Source organism: Pantoea sp. At-9b, from assembly GCF_000175935.2.
Lineage (GTDB): Bacteria > Pseudomonadota > Gammaproteobacteria > Enterobacterales > Enterobacteriaceae > Pantoea.
In genome coordinates this window covers 71,639-92,157 of record NC_014842.1, presented here as the reverse complement: position 1 = coordinate 92,157, position 20,519 = coordinate 71,639, and the positions used below count along the sequence as shown (strand labels likewise).

The following is a 20,519-nucleotide window of genomic DNA, read 5'->3' as shown; positions in this document are numbered from 1 at the left end:
GCGCCCTGCCGGCGAAATAAGTGAAGCAGCCCCGCAATGGCGGGCTGCAGTAATCAGCGTTCTTTCTGGATATGCCGGACGCTCTCGCGTGTCAGCTCTTCACGTTCCGGTTCCCGGCCCCGTATGTCTGACGGCAGCTCCGGCCGCCGTTCAAGCTCACGGGCCACGCCGGCCAGTGTACTTTCTGACAGCGCCTGCTGTTGTGGTGCCCCGGGCGGTACCCGCTCGCGTGCAATCTCCTCCCGGACCTGCTTCAGTACCCCTGCCGGTATGCTGTCACCCTGGCCGGTAGTGGCAGAAATTCCCGGCTCCTGCGGCAGCGAGACGCCGGACAGGATGTCCAGAACGGCCCGGACAGCCGCACTGTCCGGGCCACCGGCTTCGGCCGCCAGTGCAGCTGAGGCCTGTCTGACCAGAGCGGCATAGTCCGGTACGGGTTCGCCGGGCAGGGACGGCAGTTGCTGCTTCATCGCCTCCACCACCCGCATGGCCAGCAGCGCAGACAGCTGTGCCCTGTCCCGTTCCGTCACCACCGGGACGGTGCCCGGGCTGGCCATCGCACCCTCTGTCAGCTGCTGTGCAATGGCACGCACGTCACGGCTGTTCTCCTGAGCACTGTCCCGTCCTGGCGCGGACGGAACGTTCTGACCGGTTTCCTGGCCTTTTTCCAGTGCGTCCAGGGCTGCACGCAGTGCGGCACGCTCATCGGGTACCGGTGCATCCGGCGGCAGGTCGCGCAGCCCCTCCCGGAGCTCAGCCTGTACCAGACGCAGCAGTGTGGCATCGGGACGCCAGCCCCGCCCGGGCTGGCCACCGGCCACTTTCAGTAACTGGGCCGACGGCGGATGACGCCCGGTCAGCAGCAGCACGCCCGCCTGTGGCTTATTCCGTGCGGCCGCCAGCGCCTGCTGGAGGTCACTGACGATGATCATCTCTCCGTCCCGGCTTTTCTGCACGATGGCAGCCTGTGCACCACCGGTGATAAGCTGACGCACCTCACCCGGCTCAGGCTGGCCGGCTTCCGCTGTCAGCGGAACCAGCGTCAGCCCCGCCGTCTTGCCGTTGCCGTCATACACCGGCAGCGCCAGATGCGCGTCCGGGTATTTTTTTGTCGGCGGGATAATCCGGGCGGTGAGCGGTGCCCCCTTCAGCCCCTGCCCGCGCAGGAAGGCGCGACCGAGCGCCGTTTTCGACAGAGGTTGCCCCATCGCCCAGATGGCCCGGGCCTGAGCCCGCTCAGGCTCCGGTGACAGGGCATCATGCGCCGTTGCCGGACCGTTCTTCCCACCCTGCAGGGTCTCCAGCCAGTCTTTCAGGCCGTCAGTGTAAATCTGCACATGGTCCTTCGCGCGCGAGGCGCTGATGTAAAAGGCCCGCATTCCGCTCATGTTCGCGCGGGCCCCTTCCGTTCCCTCCAGCGCGATCACGTAGTCGGTACTTGCCCCCTGTGCGCCGTAACCGGTCACCGCCCAGGCATAGTCCACATGCCGGTCTGCCGTGACGGCCTTCGGGTCAATGACCTTTTCACCGTCCCTGTTCTTCAGTACGATCTCACCGTTCTCCCGCAGTTCCGCCACGCGGTACTGCTCGTGCGCGGCATGACCTGCCTGTTTCTGCGTTTTGTTCAGGCGCACGCTGTCGCCTTCCCTCAGCTCGATTTCACGCCGCTCAAACACCTCGATTTCGGTGGCGTTAAGCTCCGCCGGCGACCAGTACTGCATCCGCCCGCTTTCATCCCGCAGCAGCACATGCCCGGTTCCCCGGTCAGCGCCGGTCACGGTCAGGTAGCGTTCGTTTGCCAGCACCACCTGCCCGGCCTTCCAGTCCCCGATACGGTTAAAGTCGTGGCGGCCGCCGGTGATGCGGTCCAGTACCGGCACCGTGACGGCTTTTTCGCCCAGCTCTTTTCGCTGCACCATGCTGGCGTGGATACCCTCATTGATGGCGCGACGGTCCTCATGCAGCTGCACCACGATCATCGTCTGCTCCCGGGCTGCTTTTGTGCGGCCGATATAATCCGCCACGATGTTGCTGACCGGGGAGCCCGTCTCCGTCACCGAGCGTAACGGGACCACCTCACCGGCTTCCCGCGGCACCGTCCCCGGCGACACCCGGTTGATTTTCTCCAGCGCGGCGGCCGCCTTGTTTTCAATCACGCTGTAGACGGCGGATTTCAGGTTTGCGTCGCGCTGGCGCACAATCTCTTTCATCACGGCGACATCGATGGGGCTGCGCTCCTGCATCAGCCGGAACGGGGCACCGCTCTCCGGGGACTCCAGCTGCGCCACGTCCCCGACCGGCACGGCGCGCCCGTCACCGGCCGCAATCGCGCGGTACGCTGCAGCGGTGTCCTGGTTGCCCAGCATCGAGGACTCATCGATGAGAAACAGGGTATTGCCGTAGCGGACCTCTTCACCGGCGGCGGTACGCTGCTGCCAGTCCAGCACGAACGACTTCAGCGTCTGCGCCTCTATGCCGGTATCGCGCATCTCTTTGACCGCACGGTGTGTGGGAGCCAGCCCGATAATCAGCGGACGCCCGCTCTCCGGCAGGGTCTCAATGGCCGCCTTCACCGCCTTAAACTGCGTGGTTTTACCCGTCCCGGCGTACCCCTGTACCGCCGTAAAGCGGTCGGGACTCTGCAGAATGAGCGTGGTGGCCGCCTGTTGCCCGGCGGTGAGTCCGGTGAGAAGGGACGGGGCAATGGTGGCCATCAGCGGCTCGACCGCGTTCTTGCCGGCCGCAATCTCCCCGATAATCGCCTTTTCCATTTCCCACGTTGCGCGGGAGACAAAGCGCGGCTCGCCGCTGACCTTCACCGGCATCAGGTCACCGGCTTTCACCTGTCGGGCAATTTCGGTCCGGAGCGCCGGCACGTTCTCCAGAAAGTCCTCCGCTCCCTCCAGAAGTTTCACCTCGGAAAAGGACACATGGCGCATCTGCGCCACGGCGCGGGATACGGCCTTCTCCGCATCCGACAGCAGGTTCGCATTCAGCGTCTCCAGCGCGTCGCTGACGTCCTCCCGGCCGCTGGCCTGTCTGACCAGCGCCACCGGGGAACGGCCGGTGCGCAGCCGCATCATCTTCTCCTCCGCCCGGTTCAGTGCCTCTCCGGTAAAGATTTCGGCCTCAGTGCCGGACTGCGCCAAGGCGTTCATCATGTTGACTGACAGCTCCCGGCTGCTCAGGCTCGCCAGCACCGTGCCCCGTTCGTTATCCCGCGCGCCCGGCGCGCTGACGTACCCGTGGGTGACGTACAGGGGGCGGTCCGTGGCGATGCGCAGCGGCTTCTGCTGCCCCTCCCGCATCACCGTCAGCGCCCCGTTCTCCAGCGCCGTGACGGTCAGACGGTCGCGCGCCTTCAGCCCGGCAGACCGGTCTGCGGCCAGCGCGAACAGCTGCTCACCCTGCGCGATACTCAGCTGTTCCCGGGTGAACAGACGCCAGTCGGCGGTGAGGGTGCTGAGTTTTACCCGGCTCAGCACGCCGTCACCGTCGATAAGCGACAGCATTCGGGTGTCGTCATGTACCCGGTCAATCATGTAGTGGCGGATTTCCTGCCGGTCGCTGCGGTCCTCCAGCACCATGCCGGGCCGGTACGATACCGGCAGCTTCCGCTCTTTCGCCGTGATGAAGACCGGCGTGCGCGCCTCCACCTGCACGGTGTCACGGCCGAGCTTCCCGGCATTCTGCAGCGCATCGCGGATGTACCCCGTCAGTTGCTGCTGTTCACGCGCGCCGGTCACGGCCGCCGTGACCGTATTGTCCGGGCCGCTCAGGTCGGTAAAGCGCTCTGCCAGAGCACGGTAGCGGTCACGTTTGTCCTGAATGCTGAAAACGCGCGCCTCCAGCCCCGGTCCGGGGGCCGTCAGGCTGAGGCGTTCAACGCCGGCCGAGGCCAGCACCGACAGGGCATTCGTGTTCGACTGGCGGCCGGCGCTGTCGAGAAACAGCAGCTGGGCGTTCTTCTCCCGCGCCTCGCCGGTCAGGACCAGCATCTCCTTCAGCCCCAGCTTCTCCGCCCCCTCAATAATCAGCGTGCTCTGGGGCGCCAGGCTGAAGGTTTTCTCCGTGACGCGGCTGCGCTGCAGCAGGGTATCTTTCAGCAGCGCCGATTTGCCGAGGGTCAGGGCGCGTTCGGCACCCGAGGCCAGGACGCTGACTTCCCGGCCGTTTTCCCGTGACATTGTCACCAGTTCCTCCACCGTATCGCGCAGGCGCTGTACCGACGCCGGGGCGTTCAGGATGGCCACCGGTGCTCGCTGCGCCTGTTTCAGATGTTCCGGCGTCATGCCGGGGGATTCACGAAAGTTCGCCACGCGATTCTCCTTTATGATATCGGCCGCCAGTGACTGCACGGACAGCTCATCCAGCAGGTGAATGTGGGAGGTGAACACGCCTTTATCCCCGTCCAGCGGGGCCAGCAGGTTGTCACTGATGGCCTGGTCCAGCGCGCGGCGCAGCTCCGGGATGCTGTGCTGCTGCTCACCGGCCTGGTGGGCCGTCAGCAGCAGGTCGCCGTAAGTAAAGCGCGTCCGGCTGTCGCTCAGTACCGAAATGGCGGTGCGCACGGCGTCCATCACTTCACCCGGCAGGGGTGGTTCCTCTCCGGGCTCCGTCCGTGCCGCCTCGCGTTCACGGGCATCACGCATCACTCCCCCAATGTCAAAATCCACGCTGTCCATCTGACGCTGCCAGCGTTCGTGCAGGCGGGCTCTGCCGTCCGGGGTTTCCGGTTTTTCGATGGGAGGTTCCTGGTCAGGCCCGGCCTGTTCATTCATGCTGTCGCGGCCGGGCGGACGTTCTCCCGGCTGAGGGGCTTCCTGCTCCGCGCCCGGTGCCTCTGGCAGCGTGTTCTCCTGCTCAGCAGTGCGGGCAACCGCGCGACCGTCAGGCGCGTCTGGCTCGCCCTGCTCAGGTGCATCGGAACGGCTGAGCGTCTGCGGCTGAACAGCCCGTTCGGGCGGCACGGTATCCGGGGTCCTGTTATCTCCTGCCGGCGAAGTCACGGGCTGCTCACCCTGTGGGACCGGCTGGCCGTCATCCAGCCGGCTGATATCCTGTTTGGGCCGCCGGGTGTCAAGCGCCGCCACGTCGCGGCTTTTCAGCGACGCTTCCTCACCCACGCGCGCGCTGATTTCGCGGTGCCGGGAGGAAAACTCCTCCAGTACGGCGTCGGTGAAACCTTTCACCTCCCACAGCTCATGCTTTCCGCCGGTGAATTCCGTCTCATACCCCAGCGCCTCGGTTTTCCCTTTCAGCGCGGTGCGGTACAGCTTTCCGAATGACACCTGATAGCGGTAAAGGGTTTCGATAAACCCGGCCCCGTGAATGGTGTCCGTGGCCAGCGCCTTCCACTTCCCCTCCAGCTCTGTCACGTTGGCCAGCACCGCATGGGTGTGGATCTGCGGGTCAAGATTACGTGAGGTGTCGTGCGTGAACAGGGCGGCCACCATTTTCCCGGTCGCCGTGATGCGGGTCACCCCGTCCCGGGTGTCACGGGCGCTTACCATCTGCTCAACCAGCGCCAGCGTTTCCTTTACCGCCTCATGGTGGGCGGCCAGCAGACGTTTATCCCCCCCGGCCAGAATGAGCATGGAGATGCTTTTCGGGGCCGAAAACGTCAGGTCATGCCCGGGGCGGTGAACGTGACTGCCCTGCACGTCCTTACCCATTTCCACCCCGTTGGGCAATTTTCCGTGCAGTACGGCGGTAAAGGTGTCCAGGTCCACCGGGCCTTCCAGACCCAGTTCACGGGCCCCTTCGCCCAGCCACTGGCTCTGCAGATCGTCCAGGAAATAGTAGTTATCCTTGCTGCTGTAGTAACCGGCCGCGTCCGCGGCGGACGCCACCGGTGCAATGGTCATCATCGCTCATGTCCTCCGGGTTCATGGTGCTGACTCATGGCCTGATACGTTTCGTCATCTTCGCGATGGCGCAGGATGTTCAGCTCCTCATCCGCCATCTGCTGATTTGCCCTGCCGTACTGCGCGGCATACGCTTCTTCCCGGCTCTCCGGGTCGGTTTTACGGTGCCCGGCGCTGCGCACGGTCAGCCTGCCGGCCTCATCCTTTTCCGCCTGCATGTTCAGTTCCGGGGCCTCCCCCTGCGCGTCACCGGAGGACGCGTCAGCGTCACTCTCTGCGGCCGCTGGCTTTTTTGTCCGGCGGGCCAGCATGTCCAGCGCGCTCAGGGCTGTCGGTGCCGGGCGTGAGGGTTTTACAGGCTGAGCAGCCGGGCGTGGCGACGGGAAAACGGGAGGTACCGGCACTGCAGGGACCGCTTCCGGCCGGACCTCCGGGAGAAGTGCCGGCGTGTGTGACGGGACAGTCGCGTCATGCCCGGACCGGCTTTCTGCGGACCGCGCCTGCGGGCGCCGTGCCTCAGTCACATAAGGGGCAGTGACCGGAACAGCCTGACGGGCCGGGAACGGTCTGACGTTTGCAGGAAGATCCTCCCTGCCCGCTGACGTTTCACGGACCGGAGCCGGCAGTGACGCCTCCGGTAAAAAAGGCTTAATGACAGGCAGGGTGTCCCGCGCGATGTCTGCCCCGCCCGGCGCCGGCGTGGTATCCGTCACCTTCCTGACCGTCACGGGGCTGGCGGGAACTGCCACCGGTTCAGGGACTTTCTGTACTGACTGCACGTTGCCGGCTTCCAGAATTTCCTCCCCGGTCGGGAACGAAATGTCTGCCGCGCGGGCGCTGCGCTCGTTGCTCTCGATGATCCGCTCAAGCTCCGGACTCAGCCGGTCGCGGAAGTCACGTTCAATGAGCGCCCGGTGAGACTTTCTCTGCTTCCGGTATTTCAGGCTGAGCTTCACCACCGGATACTCACCCGGCAGGCGCATGTAAAAGCGCAGGTTCGGCATTTTCATGATCAGGTCGTAGTCCACGACGGGCTCATTGACCTTGTCTTTGCTGATGGAGATACCGTCACGGACCTGATCCAGGCCGTAACTGTTCTGCTCACGCGCCTCGCGCCGGCGCTGGTGACCCAGTTCCTCCTCTACCATCTTCGCCACCTCAGCACTGGGTGAACGCCCGTAAGCACGGGTGTTCAGCAGGTCGAAAATGGCTTTGGCCATCTCGCGACCGTAGATGTGCACCAGCTGCGGGATGTTCTGGACACCCAGCACAAAACAGCCGCCGAACTTGCGGGCCTCCGCCAGCGTTTCGTTGAGCTCGGGGATTTTCTGCAGGCTGGCGATTTCATCACCGATGAACCACACGCGGCGCCCGCTGTTCTCGCCCATGCTCTGCAGCAGCAGCGTGGCCAGCGACAGCCACATGGAAATCAGCGGACGCACCGCCCTGCGGTGGCGGGCCGTGGTGGAGATAAACAGCCAGCTGCTGTCGTACTGCGCACCGGTCATCCACTCGCGGATGCTGAACTCCGGCTTGCCCTCTTTATCCAGCCCCTGCAGATAACGCAGCGATTTGGCGTAGTTGGTGAGCACCGAACGAATGGAGATGGCCGTCTTCTCGATTTTTTCCTCGACCAGGTTGGCCGACGGCGTGTTCTTCAGAAATTCGCGCAGGCTTTTCAGGTCAATGGAGAGCAGGGTCTTCAGGAACGTCTCAATGCTGCGCGCCGGGTCGGCCGCGAACTGCATCGCACCGTCGCTGAAGATGGTGCGCGAGGAAGACACCCAGAACGGATCAGAGTCCCCCTCCACCGGCATCAGCGCCGCCGTCAGGTTCTCGTAATCAACCACTTCCCGACACTCGCGCCACAGCACCCAGTTTTCACAGCGGCTGTCGTGCGGGTTGAGGATTTTGTCGCGGCGCGGGTTGTAGTGCGTTTCAATGAAGGTGCCGCCGGAGTCATAGATAATGGCGCGGTCACCGCGGCGACGGATGTAGTCCAGCAGCCAGCGGATGAGCGTGGACTTACCGACACCGATGGTGCCGTGGATGAGGAAGTTCATCACCTCGGCGTTCTTCACCATATGTAGCCCGCCAATCTGCAGGTCGGACTTCTCGCCCGCCTTCTTCAGCAGACGGTTCACTTCTTTTGGCTGGTCGGTCAGCGTCATGCCGGAGATGAACTCGTCCTCGCTCTCCTTTTTCCCGATGCGCCCCACGAACCAGGCGATCAGGCACCACAGGGCAAAGGCCGTGATGCCGCAGACCGTCGCCAGAAATTTCAGGCTGGCCACAAACGCGTCACCCATTGCCTGCATCCACGGATCGGCCAGCAGCTGTACCGGAGTCATTTTCGTGGTGCACAGCGACGTCCCGTCACCGCAGTGCCACAGGATGTCCCAGGTGGCCGTAGTGGTGCCGGGGGCGAGCCCCAGCAGCGAATGAGACGGCCACGCGGCCCAGTACCAGAAGCCGTTTCGCAGCACGTCATCGGGCGTGGTCAGCCAGAACAGCACCGCCACGGCGGCAATGAACAGCAGCAGTATCCAGTGAAATATCCAGTTGCTGACCTGACCAAACATGCGCAGGCGGTAGGCCGTCATCTGGCCGCCCTGCGTGAGGTTTTTCGGGGTGAAACTCATAAAAACTCCGGATATCGCGCAGGCGCAGCCCGCCCGGTTCAGGGCAGACTGTCGTTACGGATAAAACGTGAGAGGCGGGCCGCAGCCGGGCCCGTCAGGGATGAAAAACTGTCGCGGGTGCGTTATGACACGCGGGAAAAATGTGAAGCCTGACGGCGGGAGGTCCGGAGGAGTGAAACCGCCACCAGTGACCCCGTGGACAGCACCGCGCCGGAGGCCAGCACCAGGAGGGCCAGCAGCATCAGCGGGATACCGTCCGGTAACAGGGTACCGGTACTGCGCAGCGCAAGGTCATACGCGAACAGGCTGCTGTTGCTCATCATAAATTTCATCAGCGCCACCCCCTGAAACCAGAGGACGGAAGCACTCCACGCGAAAAACAGGGTAAACCAGGCAATAAGGGTGCGGACCGCACCGTGATTCTGCAGCATAAAAACTCCTTAATGGATGATGTATTGAGGAACAGACTGACGTTAATAACACCGTAGCGCCCGCCACAGCACAGGTGCCGGCGGCACCTGTGCGAGGAGGCGAAACATCACGGGAATGGAAATAAGCACGAACGCACCGTCCTGACGGACAGCGACGAAGAATTACGGGAACCCTGTGGCAGGGAGGAGGTGGTACCTGCTGTGCAGGTACCACCTTTGTGTCCGCAGAATGCATGTGCGGACGGGGAGTGCGGATGCCGTCGTGTCCAGTGAAAACGGGTAAATGCTCACCGTGGACATCCGCGGCCGGTGTGGTGGACCCGGCAGATGATTAATAACCTGTTTCACTCCGCTCTGCAAGACGCCACAGATACCGCGCAAAACGGTTGATTACTGTACCGACAGACAGCCCGACCGCACACGCCAGAAGGACATACAGAAAAAATACCGGTACCAGCACCTCCGCAAACGGGATGCCTGCGGGAGAGGAACTCTGCGCCATCGTATTCTGTACAACGTCCAGCAACATTTCAGGAAGAAAACCCTGGGTGGAAAAGAGAAAAATCAGCGTGAACGGGATACTCAGCGCCACAGTTGTGGACCATTCAGGCAGCAGGCTGTCGAGCAGTTCAGTCTTTCGGTGCATCCGGGAGGTCCTGTCATGGCTGAGGGTTCCGAAACAGTACCATATATAATCAGAGAAGCGGCACCGCGGTGCCGCTCAGGGTGACTTACATAATCCCGGCAACCGACTTCGCCAGCTGTGCTTCCAGCACCGGCTTTGCTTCCTCAAACTTCAGGTTGACCTTGTTGGCGTTTGACACGACGCGGGTCTGGTATTTCATGCGGTTACCCTCCTCGCTGCTGGTCTGTACCTTCACACCGGACGTTCCCTGCCGCAGCGCCGCCACGTTATCAGTGGTCACTGTTGCTTTGCTGCGTTCTGAAATCTGCAGATCGGTCACCATTGTGTAGTTCACGTCCTCGACCATCGCATCAGCTGCCATCCCGGCCAGACCGGCTGCCAGTCCGACGCCAAGGATGGCACCGCCGGAGTTGCTGTTATAAGCAGTAATGCCGCTGCCCAGCGCCGCACCCATTGCTGCCCCTTCATAACCGCTGGAGAGGAACCCCTGTGACTCACGCAGGTCCATTTTATCCGCCTTCAGCACGTTGGCCTGAATCCAGTAGTACGCCGTATCCGGAGAAGACGTCACGGTATAGCCTTTCGCCTGAAGGTCCTGCGCCAGCAGGGTCTGCAGATCGCTCATGTCTTTATCAGAGGTATTACGCACCTGCAGATAAACCGTTTTCTGACTGGACGGTTCCAGCCAGACGGTCTGGCTCATCTGGGTTTTGACTTCGAGATTGCGCTTTTTGATAGCGGTACTCATGGCACCACAGCCGGACAGTAACAGGGAGGTAGCAGCAATGGCCGCCACAAATACATTGCGTTTTTTCATTTACGTATCCTTGTTCAACGGGAAAAGCGGGACAGGCACGCCCCGGGGCACGATGATTTAATGGGAATTTACGGAGAGAACCCTTCCGTCAGAGTGCCGGAAGGGAATATCGGCAGATGCTGTGAGAACTTAAATCTTTTTAATCAGATTGCTGATTTTTTCCAGAGCCAGACCTGCTCCGAGGCGATTGATTTCCATTCCTACGATCATGTTAAGAACCAGAAACAAAGCAAACTCAAGTGCCGGAATACCGAAAGCAAACCATGAAATGAAACCTGATAAAATCACTGAAAGGATCATTAGACCCAAGAAAAAAACCACTGTCCGGAAAACGATTTTTTCGAGGTGGCCTAATATAAGTGATTTCTTGCGCACATCGTCAGGAATGGTTAGATATATCAACAAATTATTGTATGTCATAATTGAAAACAGCAAGCCAATGATCACTGTAGGAATGAGCACAAACAAGCCATCTGATGTTAGAAATTCAACATAGCCTTCCGAATAAGCATATTTATATCTGAGAGAGTTAATGTAATAAAACGTCCACGTATTAACCAAGCTCAATAAAATTGATAAAGCAGGTATAAAAAAGCTTTTTTTGAGCAAATCTGAACTGGAAGCTATAACCGTGCCCCCAGAAGCAATTTTGTCAGTAAGCATTGCCATATCTGCATCAATTTCAGCTTTAGTAAATTGACTCATATCCCCTCTCCCTATAGACACTTACGAGGCTTTTTTCTGATGCTCTCTAAGCCGTTGAAGCTTCTCTTTAAAATTATCTGTTTCGCTACCGTCAATCCAAGGTCTAGTCTGCCTCAAGTCTTCTTCCGTCCGGCCTATCTGCTGACTCTTAACCGCACCCTGATGCTCATTTCTGAGTATATCACTGGACGTCTGAACAGTGGTTTTATTTTCAGCGATTTTGCCGTCATTTTCCCTGACAGTTTCCATCAGGCCAGATCTTTGTGCTGCCACCCTATCGGCCACATTACTCCGGATACCCGCGCCTGCGGCCTGCCCGCTCACGCGCTGTGAACCGCTGCGGAAATCATCGGTCATTGCCTGCGACGGCACACCCGCCGGGACGGTAAGATTGCGCTCACGGCGGTGAACATTTTCCACAGTCGCCAGGGCACTTCCGCTGGCGGGAACCTGCGATTCGCCAGCTGTCACTTCATGACCGTTCTGCCTTATGCTGCCCGGCGCAGAGACCTGATGCTGCTCACGAACACCGCCGTTGCTGACGTTTCCGGCATGTTCCCCTGCCAGCACGTCGGGACCTGACACCGGTGAACCCGCCTGAATCCGGGCATCGCCATTAAGAGGCATAGCCGGCTCATCCGACGAGCGGGTCGGCTGCAGCGGCTGGCCACTGACCTGGTCAGTCCGCGCACCGTAGTTTCGCATGATTTCCGGCTCAAGCCGTTCGTGCATAAACTCGGTGGCCGCGCCCTGCGCGCTTCTGACGTTGGTCAGGATGTTCTGTGCGTCGCTGCCGTACTTCGCGGTCGTCCAGTCCACAAACTCCTGGTTGTAGTTGGCGTCCAGGCTGGCGCTCTGCGTCTGCGACAGCGTGGCCATGCGGCTGAACTCCTGGCTGCGCGTACTGCTCTCCGTGTACTGGTGGTACTGACTCTTCGCATCGTTGAGCGTCGCCGCAAACTGCTGCGCCTGCGAGGCTGACTGGTTGTCGGTATGGCTGCCCGACTCGGTCAGGCGCGCAGATGTCACCATGTCCATACCTTCGCGGAAGTCGCGGGCTTCCTGACTGCTCCGGTCGTGGCGGTTGTCGCGGCCCTCGGCATGGCTGTCCTGCGTACCGTGTGAGCTGCCGGAAGTATGACGCCAGTCAACGCTGCCTTCACCACCTGCGCTGAGTCCGGTGGCCCACTTACCGAGCTTACCGGCCAGCTGGTCGCCGGAGTCAAATTTGACATAGCCTCTGGCACCCGTCCCCCCCTGGTTGGTGATATCCATCAGCTGGTTATACGCCTGCTGCTCCGAGACATTATGCGATTTCGCGTAGCTCTCCACGGCCGACTGCATTCTGCTGGCCCCGCGGCTTACACTGGTGGCCACGCTGCTGTCGCTGCCCTGCGTCACACTGTCGCTGTTCCCGCTCTGGTGCGTCAGCTGGTTCATCTGCTGGAAGCCGCTGGTCACGCTGTGGTTATACCCGTCCAGCGAACTCTGCGCCTGCTGCTGCGCCTGCCGTGCCTGCTCGGAGAAACCGCTGCTGGCCAGCGCGCTGAGCCGCATATTCACCGGCAGGTTCGATATCGCTCCGCTGGTGTCATAGACGCTGTGTCCGTCAGCCGTCTGCGTGTGCATCGAGCCGTTACCGGTCTGGAATGCCTGCTGCCCGGACCGGCGGGTCATGTTGGTGTCGAACTTGTTGGCGTTGACGTTATCCATCGACATGTTGTTGAACGACCAGTTGCCGTCTGCCGTGGTGGACGCCTGCCCGCCGGTCGCAAACGCCGCCGAACTCATAATGCCCCCCACTGCCTGCGACGCCACCGATGCTGCGCCTTTCGTCAGGAAAAACGCCAGCACCGGTATCGACATGCTGAGGTAGCCCGCGATGTTCGCCGCATCCGAATGCTGCAGCGCCACCTGGTCCTGATTCGCCAGCACCAGCGCGGTACCGCCGGTCTTCGACTGCAGGTAGAAGTTGGCCAGCGAGTTCAGGATGGCAAACATCACCGGCCACATCTGGAAGTACAGAAAACCCCCGGCGTAGAGTTTCAGCGTGTTCAGCCCGAAAATGCTGTGGTTGACCAGCGACAGCGCAATCACCAGCGGAAACAGGCCTATCAGCACCAGCATCATCAGCGACTGGAACATCGGCAGGGTGCGGGCCGCTATCACCCCGCCTGCCCCCCAGCTGATGCGCTGTTTGGTCAGGCTGGACTCCGTGGCCAGGTTGAGCAGGTTGGCCGTGTCAGACGAGCGCGCCGCAAACCCTTTCCAGCCGTCCAGGATGGCGGCATTGGTAACGTTATTACGCATAATCTGCGAGGCGCTCAGTCCACCGGCGTAAAAAAAGTTATAGCTGTCATCCATCGCGCTGCTCAGCAGGGCATTTGCGTCAACGCGGCTGCCAAACAGGCGCGTGGCCAGCGCGTGCCAGGTGGTACCGCCGATGCTGATATCGGACCCGATCAGGTTCTGAATGACTACCGCCGCCTGCTGGCAGGTGATGAACTGGCGCCCGCCGCCCGCATCCTGGTACAGACCGCGCAGCGGACTCGGATTGCTGGTGATGAGCGTCAGCGGGTCGGTGCTGTTCAGCAGCTGCGCCACGGTGTATTTGTTGTTCAGCAGAATATCGCCCACCACGCAGTCTTCCACGTAGTCGGTGAGCATCTGCGCCAGCTGCGGGTTCTGCGTGCGGAAGTCAGACGACTGTGCCACCACCTGCGAGCCAAACAGCATTCCCGACTTCGTGTAGGTCAGGGTGTCCGGGCGGGCCAGCGCATAGTCATACAGCTGCGCCACCCCGAAACCGGCCCCCGTCGCCAGACCGGCAATGGCTGCCAGCCCTGCCGGCACGTTATCCACTTCGTACACCGCCGCCGGGTCCGTGATATCAATAATCTGCACGCTGCGCTTCGGTACCAGCAGCACCGATGTGATGACAAAAAAGATGGCAACCCAGTGCAGAAACACCATCGGGTTGCGTGATTTGATAAAACTGAACATCACGCCCAGCACGCCGAACAGCCCGACGATGCGCTTCAGCGTGCTGAACGTATCCGAGCCGATGATGGTGACCACGCCGTTAAACACCTGCCGCCACATGTCCCCGCCGTAAATGGTCCAGACTTCAGTCATTGCCGGTCCCCCACTGGTAGTTGCCCTGATAAGACGTTGAGATGATGGTTGAGACCTGCTGCTGAAGGTACTGCATGTTGCGGTCGATACCGTCCAGCGCGTTCTGGTCTGCTGTGGACTGCAGCTTCATCTGCGCCAGCAGCGAGGTCGCGGCCATGACGTTGTTGCGCAGCTCGCCTGCCGCCTGCTCCGGGAAGTTTTTGCCCGCCAGTGACTGGCTGGCCTGCTTCACCAGTTCCTGCAGGTACTGGATCATCATGTCCTGCGCGATGAAGTCCGCCACCTGTATCAGGTAGGTCGGGCTCATGCCCATGCTGCGCGAGTTGGTCAGGTACTTCAGCACCGGTACCGAGGTGGTGTTGATGAAGCCCTTCTCTTTATCCGACAGGCCGGTATCCGCGCTGAGTTTGCTGTCGATGGAAATCATCAGGTTACGTACCTGGGTGACCAGTGCGACGTCACTGCTGACGGTGACGTCTTCGACGGTCGGGCCCAGGCAGAGATCCGGTTCATCGCAGCCATAGATTTTTGCGGTTCCCCCGCGCATCAGCACGGTGATGATGTCGCGATTATCAACCAGCGGCGAGAGGATGGTGACCTGCCCGTCCTTGTTGAAGATGATGGAACCCACCACGCTCATGACCAGCTCTTTCAGCTGCCGGTTACCGTCAAACAGGTGGTTACGTCCCAGCGCATCCCAGATAAGATTTTTGTTCTTGAGCACCTGGTCTTTTTCAGCGTCAGAGGCCTGACTGGTGACGCTGTCACCCTGCCCGCCCACCGTACAGCCCTGCCGCGATGCCGCCCAGTCCGAGAAGATATTGCTCTCCCCGGCAATGTCCTGACAGATTTTCTGGTTCGATACCTGCGAGACCGGCCACAGGCCGCCGATGATCCCCTGTGCGGCCTGACAGGAACTCATATTCATGGAGTTCACATCCGAAGCCAGCTTCTGCAGGAAGTCTTTGGCCTGCTTGAGCTCCGGGACCATCGTCTGCAGCGCCAGGTCAAAGGCATAACCGGCGGCATTACTCATAATCTGCTTCACAAAGCGCTGCAGCTCGGCACCGTTGATGAAGGAAAAGGCCCCCAGATAGGCATCAATCCCGCCGCAGCCCGCATTGAGTGACGGCACCTGCATCGAGATAAGCTGCACCTGCTTGACCGGGTTACGCAGATAGACCGAGCCGCCGGTCACGTAACCGGCCGCCTGCCCCTGCCACGCCTGCGCCTTTGAGACGTTGCCGTCAAAGCCGAGGCTGCCGAAATAGCCGTTCAGGTCGCCCTGTACGTCGGCCATCGCCGGCGTACTGATAATCAGCGCCGTTGCAGCACAAAGAAGTAACTGCCGTAAATTCATCGTTTTGTCTCCGTGGAGGCGGGATATTTTATCGTTGCGTCCGGCGCATCCATGAACCCCTGTCGGCGTAGCGTGACACTGACCAGCGCGCCGCATCCGAATCCGCCGGCAAGGGCAAAAAGAAACAGCAGCGGGAAGACCTGCAGGCCGTTCATGATCAGTCCGTCAGGACCGCCTGCCGCCGCCATGATGTTGCGGTTCATCAGCTCACAGACCAGCCAGGCATACAACCCAGCCGCTGCCAGCAGCGACACACAGACGAGCAGCAGCGCCGTCTCCAGTCGCGAGAAGGTTAAGGGAGTCTCGTACATGATTTTTCCGTCAGACGACAGCTATCGCCGCCAGGTTACTGTGGGGTCACTTCCGCGCTGGAAGGCACCGGGCCAAGCGTATCCGGTGTGAGGTGGTCAATGTCGGCCTCAATCATCAGCGCCAGGCGCTGACTGAGCGTGTTCATGTCTGTTTCACCCTGATAAAGCGGATACGCCACGTTGGTGTTGACGTTGACCATGAAGGTCGTCGGCGTCGCAATCGGCAGCCCGTTACCGAAGAAGGTGAGGATCTCACCGGCTATCGGCTCATTTGCCGCGGCTTTCCGCGGGATCAGCGCCACCGGGAAAGAGGCGTCACCGTAGCCGTCCAGCGTGTAGGGATACACTTTTATCCCCGTGCGGTCGGCCCAGTCCCGCAGCAGGGGATCAAATTTCGCGCTGTGGGTGCAGCTGCGCTGCATGAACACCACGATGGCGTAATCATTCAGGTTTACCGTGCGGCCATCAGTGAGCGTCATCAGATGGGGCGGCTTTGCCGGTATCGGTCGCGCAGGCTGTGAACCCGGGATACCAAAATCCGGCAGCGCCGCGCCGCGCTGCGCTTTGGCCTGGTCAAGAACGGCTATTTCATCGGCCACCGTCGCCCGGGCCGCCAGCGGACTGAGCAGTATCAGGGCCGTAAGGAGTGCACTACGCCTCATGGTGTGCCCCCCGGCTGCGGCGCGAACGCCGGTATGCAATGATCTCGGCCGCCAGCACCGCTGCGGCCAGCGAAAAACCGGCCACGGTGCCGGTGACCAGAACCTGATGGGTCAGCGTCAGCGAATAGTTCATCAGCTGGCGCAGACAGTTAAAAATGATGCCGGCCATAAACAGCGTGGCGATAAGAGGCAGTCGGCTCATGCGCATGCTCCCTGTGCCAGACGGCGGATGCCCCACATCACCAGACTGGCGAGGATCGAAAACAGCACCCCGGTCTTATAGAACATCAGCAGCGTGCCGTTTGTCTCGTTTATCCAGGCCTCGCGACTTTCCGGTGCCTTCACGCAGGTGAATGGCGGCGGAGCTGTCTTCAAATCAGCAGTAACAGGTGCGCCGTCACGAAGCGTCTGGAGGGAGGCGGGAGGAAAATCCGCCACGCGCGTGGTCTGCGGTGCACAGCCCCACACCTGCCCGGCCGGCGCGTCCCGCACCAGCCTCTCGGCTTCGTTCAGCAGCATCTGTCCGGCGCTGCCGGTGTTATGCGCGGCCAGCACAAACAGCAGAAAAAACAGCAGAGCAGGATGGATGACCAGTGTCTGCAGCAGCAGATTACGCACCCGGTCCGCAGCGCGCAGGCGCCCGTGCCAGGCCGGTGAAAGTGTCAGCATTACAGAATCCTCAGAAGTTGGGTTTAAAACCAGTGGCCACGTTAAGAAAGCGCTTCGCCAGGTCATCCTGGGTCATGAAGCCGTAGGCCAGCGGCCGGTAATCCTTCGTGGCCGGGTCCACCAGAAACAGCGCCGGGAAGTGGCTGATCCCCATGCGCGCGCTCTGCCCGCTGTCCTGACGGCTGTCCGGCACCTGCGGCGACACGGTACCGTCCACGCTGACCGGGATGAGGGAGATGCGACGCAGACGCGCAAAATCCGCCACCACGCCCGCCATCTGCGCATCAATCGGGTCGCTACCCCGGTAGAAATAGAACAGCCCGTACTGCCCGGCCAGCCTGCTGATAGCCTGCGTCTGCTCCTCCTGGTCACGCGCCTGCTGGAGCGGGGCCGTGCTGTTGTAGTGCGGGTGCTCCAGGTTGTAGTCGAGATCCGGATGATCCAGCTGCGCCACCGCGAACGACTGACTGAACATCGAGGCGCGGTCGGTCCAGAACTTCTGCCAGCGCAGGAACGTGGCCGTGTTTTCCGCCGAGGGGTACAGAATGGCGCGGTCCAGCGCCTGTTTTGTGTAGCCCTTCAGCACCTCCGCCTGCTTCTCCGGTGAAAGCTGACTGAAGTCCGGCACGCGCGGTGCCGGTGGTTTCGGCGCCGGGGTGTCCGGCTTTTTCTTAGGCTCGTTGTACCAGTGCCAGCCGGTAAACGGGTCGGCCGGCGTCACCACCGCATCGGCGGGAGGCGGCGTTTCATCCGCCTGTGCACCGGTCACGCAGACCAGGAGCAGCAGGCCAGGTAACCACTTTTTCATTATTTCCCTCCCGTCTGCGCCGCCACCTGCGCGGCAATGCGGTCTTTTGCCTGCTGCACCATCGTCGCCGAATCCGGGATTTTCTGGTTAGCCATCAGGTCGCTGTAGAAGTCCTGGAAGTTAATCAGGTCGAAGTTGATGCTCTGCAGCTCCGGTACCGTGATGCCGCGGCAGTCGGGTGAATCGCCGCTGCCGAAGCTGATGTGCAGCTGGTCGCGACGCCCCTGTTCCTGAATGATGCGGGCGAGTTTGCCCTGAAAGACGCAGTACGCCTGCTTTTTCTGCACGCAGACACCCATCACAGAAACATTGCAGGCTTCGCCGACCAGTACCGTCACCTTTTTCGCTTTGGCTTTACCGATGGCCATCTCGTCGCTGTTACAGTTCGCCAGCCCGGCGCTGTTGCCCCAGCCGGTGTCCACACAACAGTTGGAGAAGCCCGCCATCGCCTTGCGGCAGTACAGCGCCTGCCCGGTAAAGGCTTTTATGTTGACCTGATCATCCCTGACGTCCTCACCGGCCGAGGCCAGCCCGGCGAGTTTGGCCACCGCCGTATCAAAACCGCTGTCACCGGCCCCGTCAGTCTCACTGCAGTCACCGGCCTGGCAGAAATACTGTCCGGCACACAGCAGTCCTTCAGAACTGAAGGTCGTCTGACACTGATACGTATCGGCCTCATGCAGGCAGGTACTGCCTTCAGATTCGGTACAGCTGCGTGCCGACAGTGTGCAGTTTCGGTCCGCCATCAGCGTGGCGCAGTTCCCGGTGGAGCTCACCGGCACGATATACGCATCCGAATACTGCCAGCAGTCGGCACTCTGCGTGTACGTCTGCCCATCCACGGTCACCGTCCGGTCTCCTCCGGGGTCCACACAGGTTGTTCCGGCAGTGGCAATGGCGGTGGATTTATCAAAACCGCAGGATTCAGACCAGGTCACGTCCGTGACATATTTACGATCCATTTTCTGTATCGTAAGGGTCAGCACAAAGTGATACATGTTATTGGCCTGACCCGCAGTCCAGATTGAACCGGGGTTATTGGCGTTGGCCTGATTGCCCAGGGTGAACGAAAGGGTATCGCCCGCACTGAGACTCAGCCCGGACGCCAGGGTATATGATCCGGAATCGTCGTACATTGTCAGCTTCTGGCCGAGCGTGGTCACGTTGAGAAACCAGACGGGGTTGCTGTAGGCCAGGCCTTTTCTGAACGTATAGGTAAACACGGCCGAGGTCACCGTTCCTTCCGGCACCGGCCCCCAGTTCACCGTCAGCGTGTTCGAATCAAAAGCCAGCGAATCCGAGTCAATGGTTATCGTCTCCGTAGTCGTGGTGTCTTCATAGTGCCCCGTTACCGTGCCCGTGCGGGCGCAGGTCTGTACCTGGTTCACATCCCGGTCACAGCTGTAGTTCTCAAACACCGATTTCGATACAACTTTGGTGGTGCACTGCGTATTTGTGCCGTCCGTGATGCTGGCGCTGTTCGCCTCGGCATTTTTTCCGTTCTGAATAAAATCCGCCGTCGGGTCGATCGTTGTCGCGGGGTTGGTCGTGCCGGAGCTGATGATGCTCTGACCTACATCATCCTGCCCGAGCGCTGACTGGCCCTTTGAGCTGATGTCTCCGTCTCCGCCCTGCACACCGCCGTAATAACTTCTCTGCGAAGGGCTGGCCGTGTAGCCGGGAATAACCGAGGACGGGTCGGTCCCGGTCGCCGCCGACGTCCCCTGACTTTTACTGCTGCCGGCAACCGCCGCCCCGGCGTTGTAAGCATCACTGACGTCGTCCGCGACGGCACACTGCACCACAGCCAGCAGCAGAAAAGGAAGCAGTCTTTTCATCGGGCTGCCTCCCCGTTTTTCAGCAGCTGAGCGGCAATCCCGGCGCAGTCACCGCGCTGTTTTACTTCCTCCAGCGCCTGTTTCACCGGCAGGCTGCCGTAGAGCACGTCGAACTTTCCGCCACAGGTGACAACCAGCGCCGGCACCGCCTTAATGCCGAACTGCTGATACAGTGTCGGGTCAATCTGCACCCCGGCCTGCTTATCTTTTTTTGACAGTTCAAACATGGCCGACGCGGTTTTGCGGAAGTCATTATCCAGCAGACCGCGCAGCGTGGCCGGGATGCCGAACCGGCGGGCGTCTGCGAGCATCGGCAGCAGCCCTTCCTCCGGGATGCCCAGACTCACAAAGTAAATGGCCGCCGGTGTGGTCCTGCTGGCGCTGTTCTGGTCCGCCTGTGACGCTGCGATATCATTCTGCAGCTGCGCCACGCGCCCCTCCTGTGCCGCCGGCAGGGTGATATTCATGCCCTGCAGCTGGCTTTTAAACAGTTCAAGGTCGCGCTGCTGCTGTTTCATGTAGGCCATATCGTCGCCGGACACGACAGGTTGCACCGCGGTACGGGCCGCGCACGGGAACACGGCACTGAGCATCAGCGCCGTCATCAGAAAGGTTTTCATACAGGGTC

General features: G+C 61.0%; 15 protein-coding genes. All 15 read right to left on the bottom strand.

Features of this window, described 5'->3' with window-relative positions; all coding sequences use genetic code 11:
* Positions 1-53: 53 nt before the first annotated feature.
* Entirely contained in the window at positions 54-5,870 is a 5,817-nt protein-coding gene (gene traI / locus PAT9B_RS29245; protein ID WP_013512900.1) for a conjugative transfer relaxase/helicase TraI, read from the bottom strand.
* Entirely contained in the window at positions 5,867-8,509 is a 2,643-nt protein-coding gene (gene traD / locus PAT9B_RS29240; RefSeq protein WP_013512899.1) for a type IV conjugative transfer system coupling protein TraD, read from the bottom strand. Before traD ends, traI begins: the two co-directional genes overlap by 4 nt.
* 122 nt (positions 8,510-8,631) lie before the next feature.
* Complete coding sequence (locus PAT9B_RS29235; protein WP_013512898.1) at positions 8,632-8,940, bottom strand: hypothetical protein; 309 nt, start codon at positions 8,938-8,940, stop codon at positions 8,632-8,634.
* A gap of 331 nt (positions 8,941-9,271) precedes the next feature.
* A complete protein-coding gene (locus PAT9B_RS29230; protein WP_013512897.1) occupies positions 9,272-9,586 on the bottom strand; it encodes a hypothetical protein in 315 nt (104 codons plus the stop codon).
* A gap of 85 nt (positions 9,587-9,671) precedes the next feature.
* Positions 9,672-10,403 carry a conjugal transfer complement resistance protein TraT gene (traT, locus tag PAT9B_RS29225; RefSeq protein WP_013512896.1) on the bottom strand — a complete coding sequence of 244 codons (732 nt, stop codon included), beginning with the start codon at positions 10,401-10,403 and terminating at the stop codon, positions 9,672-9,674.
* Between the two features lie 129 nt (positions 10,404-10,532).
* Complete coding sequence (locus tag PAT9B_RS29220) at positions 10,533-11,108, bottom strand: hypothetical protein (protein ID WP_013512895.1); 576 nt, start codon at positions 11,106-11,108, stop codon at positions 10,533-10,535.
* 21 nt (positions 11,109-11,129) lie between these two features.
* The gene (traG, locus tag PAT9B_RS29215; protein WP_013512894.1) at positions 11,130-14,243 is read right to left on the bottom strand and encodes a conjugal transfer mating-pair stabilization protein TraG; all 3,114 of its coding nucleotides are present in this window, start codon (positions 14,241-14,243) and stop codon (positions 11,130-11,132) included.
* The gene (gene traH, locus PAT9B_RS29210; protein ID WP_013512893.1) at positions 14,236-15,603 is read right to left on the bottom strand and encodes a conjugal transfer pilus assembly protein TraH; all 1,368 of its coding nucleotides are present in this window, start codon (positions 15,601-15,603) and stop codon (positions 14,236-14,238) included. Before traH ends, traG begins: the two co-directional genes overlap by 8 nt.
* Entirely contained in the window at positions 15,600-15,914 is a 315-nt protein-coding gene (locus PAT9B_RS29205) for a hypothetical protein (RefSeq protein ID WP_013512892.1), read from the bottom strand. Before PAT9B_RS29205 ends, traH begins: the two co-directional genes overlap by 4 nt.
* A gap of 35 nt (positions 15,915-15,949) precedes the next feature.
* Positions 15,950-16,576, bottom strand: a complete 627-nt coding sequence (gene trbB, locus PAT9B_RS29200; RefSeq protein WP_013512891.1) for an F-type conjugal transfer protein TrbB — start codon at positions 16,574-16,576, stop codon at positions 15,950-15,952.
* Positions 16,566-16,778: a hypothetical protein gene (locus tag PAT9B_RS29195; protein WP_013512890.1), complete on the bottom strand. Its 213-nt coding sequence runs from the start codon at positions 16,776-16,778 to the stop codon at positions 16,566-16,568. The genes trbB and PAT9B_RS29195 overlap by 11 nt, the downstream gene beginning before the upstream one ends.
* Entirely contained in the window at positions 16,775-17,245 is a 471-nt protein-coding gene (locus tag PAT9B_RS29190) for a hypothetical protein (protein ID WP_013512889.1), read from the bottom strand. Before PAT9B_RS29190 ends, PAT9B_RS29195 begins: the two co-directional genes overlap by 4 nt.
* 10 nt (positions 17,246-17,255) lie before the next feature.
* Positions 17,256-18,053 carry a type-F conjugative transfer system pilin assembly protein TraF gene (gene traF, locus PAT9B_RS29185; RefSeq protein ID WP_013512888.1) on the bottom strand — a complete coding sequence of 266 codons (798 nt, stop codon included), beginning with the start codon at positions 18,051-18,053 and terminating at the stop codon, positions 17,256-17,258.
* Positions 18,053-19,891: a type-F conjugative transfer system mating-pair stabilization protein TraN gene (gene traN, locus PAT9B_RS29180; RefSeq protein WP_013512887.1), complete on the bottom strand. Its 1,839-nt coding sequence runs from the start codon at positions 19,889-19,891 to the stop codon at positions 18,053-18,055. Before traN ends, traF begins: the two co-directional genes overlap by 1 nt.
* Entirely contained in the window at positions 19,888-20,511 is a 624-nt protein-coding gene (trbC, locus tag PAT9B_RS29175) for a type-F conjugative transfer system pilin assembly protein TrbC (RefSeq protein ID WP_013512886.1), read from the bottom strand. Before trbC ends, traN begins: the two co-directional genes overlap by 4 nt.
* Positions 20,512-20,519 lie beyond the last annotated feature (8 nt).

Excerpts from the sequence above, each read along its gene's own strand:
- traI (WP_013512900.1), bottom strand. The coding sequence starts at position 5,870 with ATGATGACCATTGCACCGGTGGCGTCCGCCGCGGACGCGGCCGGTTAC.
- PAT9B_RS29190 (WP_013512889.1), bottom strand. The coding sequence starts at position 17,245 with ATGCTGACACTTTCACCGGCCTGGCACGGGCGCCTGCGCGCTGCGGAC.
- PAT9B_RS29220 (WP_013512895.1), bottom strand. The coding sequence starts at position 11,108 with ATGAGTCAATTTACTAAAGCTGAAATTGATGCAGATATGGCAATGCTT.
- traF (WP_013512888.1), bottom strand. The coding sequence starts at position 18,053 with ATGAAAAAGTGGTTACCTGGCCTGCTGCTCCTGGTCTGCGTGACCGGT.
- trbB (WP_013512891.1), bottom strand. The coding sequence starts at position 16,576 with ATGAGGCGTAGTGCACTCCTTACGGCCCTGATACTGCTCAGTCCGCTG.
- PAT9B_RS29205 (WP_013512892.1), bottom strand. The coding sequence starts at position 15,914 with ATGTACGAGACTCCCTTAACCTTCTCGCGACTGGAGACGGCGCTGCTG.
- trbC (WP_013512886.1), bottom strand. The coding sequence starts at position 20,511 with ATGAAAACCTTTCTGATGACGGCGCTGATGCTCAGTGCCGTGTTCCCG.
- traN (WP_013512887.1), bottom strand. The coding sequence starts at position 19,891 with ATGAAAAGACTGCTTCCTTTTCTGCTGCTGGCTGTGGTGCAGTGTGCC.
- PAT9B_RS29195 (WP_013512890.1), bottom strand. The coding sequence starts at position 16,778 with ATGAGCCGACTGCCTCTTATCGCCACGCTGTTTATGGCCGGCATCATT.
- PAT9B_RS29235 (WP_013512898.1), bottom strand. The coding sequence starts at position 8,940 with ATGCTGCAGAATCACGGTGCGGTCCGCACCCTTATTGCCTGGTTTACC.
- traT (WP_013512896.1), bottom strand. The coding sequence starts at position 10,403 with ATGAAAAAACGCAATGTATTTGTGGCGGCCATTGCTGCTACCTCCCTG.
- PAT9B_RS29230 (WP_013512897.1), bottom strand. The coding sequence starts at position 9,586 with ATGCACCGAAAGACTGAACTGCTCGACAGCCTGCTGCCTGAATGGTCC.
- traH (WP_013512893.1), bottom strand. The coding sequence starts at position 15,603 with ATGAATTTACGGCAGTTACTTCTTTGTGCTGCAACGGCGCTGATTATC.
- traD (WP_013512899.1), bottom strand. The coding sequence starts at position 8,509 with ATGAGTTTCACCCCGAAAAACCTCACGCAGGGCGGCCAGATGACGGCC.
- traG (WP_013512894.1), bottom strand. The coding sequence starts at position 14,243 with ATGACTGAAGTCTGGACCATTTACGGCGGGGACATGTGGCGGCAGGTG.